Source organism: Psychrobium sp. 1_MG-2023, from assembly GCF_030689115.1.
In the GTDB taxonomy this organism is placed as follows: domain Bacteria; phylum Pseudomonadota; class Gammaproteobacteria; order Enterobacterales; family Psychrobiaceae; genus Psychrobium.
The window spans coordinates 1-1117 of sequence record NZ_JAUYVJ010000072.1 but is presented as its reverse complement, the minus strand read 5'-3'; the positions used below and the strand labels follow the sequence as shown (position 1 = coordinate 1117).

The window sequence follows — 1117 nt, the reverse complement described above, 5'->3', positions numbered from 1 at the left end:
CCAAAGCAAAAATCTCATCAATTGGTGCCGCTATTTGTTAATGAGCCAACAGCAACGAAAACCTCATCACTTATTCTCACAACCCCTAAGGGCTACCAATTGACCTTTGATGAGGCTATGCCCGTTCATAAACTTCAGCAAGTCTTAGGGCTGATCGAGTGATTAGCCCAACGCAAGTGTACCTCGTCACTGGCTTTACTGACATGCGAAAGTCGATCAATGGTTTATCCGTTATCGTGTGTGACCAGCTTGAGCGCGACCCAATGAGTAAAGCCTGGTTTGTTTTTTGTAATAAACAGCGCGATAAATTAAAAATATTATTTTGGGATACCAACGGCTTTTGGCTTTACTATCGACGACTAGAGCAAGGCCGTTTCCAATGGCCGCAATATGACGAAACGCCCAGTGCACTGCACATTGAAGAGCGACAACTGCAATGGTTACTCTCAGGGCTACCTGTTGTTAACCAGACCAAGCACCACCGACTGAGGGGACTATCAGTGATGTGAACAACGTGATCGTTTTTAAGGGCTTGAACGATCATCCCAGTGTGTCATGCTAACGCCAAATGACACTAATCAAGCCGACTAAACGTGACAAAAGACCTCAGCGTTGAGCAACTTCATCAACAACTGGCCGCTTTACAGGCGCAAGTTGAATCGCTACAAAATGACAAAGCTCAGATGCAGCAAAAAATAGACCTGCTCATTAGTAAGCTCAACTTGAGTAACGCCCAACGCTTTGGCAAAAAAAGTGAAAAAGCCCCTCGAGGTATATTCAACGAAGCCGAACAAATTAAGGCTGAGCCAAAGCATCATAAAAAAGGCAAACAAACACTCCCTGAACACCTCGAGCGTGAAGAGTCCGTGTATGAACTTGATGATACCCGTTGTACGTGTTGCGGTAGTGACATGCACGTATGTGGCAGTGAAGACAGTGAACAGATAAAAATAATCCCTGAAAAAATCAGTGTTATTAGACACAAACAACTTAAATATGCCTGCCGTGAGTGCGAGCACACCCAAATCAAGAATAAAGTCGTGACGGCCAGTAAGTCAAAACAGCCTATCCCACGCAGCATGGCGAGTCCGCATACGTTAGCCGCTGTTGTTACCGC

Annotated in this window: 2 protein-coding genes; both read left to right on the top strand. The window is 45.3% G+C overall.

Annotated elements, in window-relative coordinates:
- Positions 1-158: 158 nt before the first annotated feature.
- The gene (gene tnpB / locus Q8W26_RS17800; protein ID WP_305473880.1) at positions 159-509 is read left to right on the top strand and encodes an IS66 family insertion sequence element accessory protein TnpB; all 351 of its coding nucleotides are present in this window, start codon (positions 159-161) and stop codon (positions 507-509) included.
- Between the two features lie 84 nt (positions 510-593).
- Positions 594-1117 (top strand): IS66 family transposase zinc-finger binding domain-containing protein (locus Q8W26_RS17795; RefSeq protein WP_305473879.1); only part of this gene is annotated, 524 nt, incomplete at its 3' end.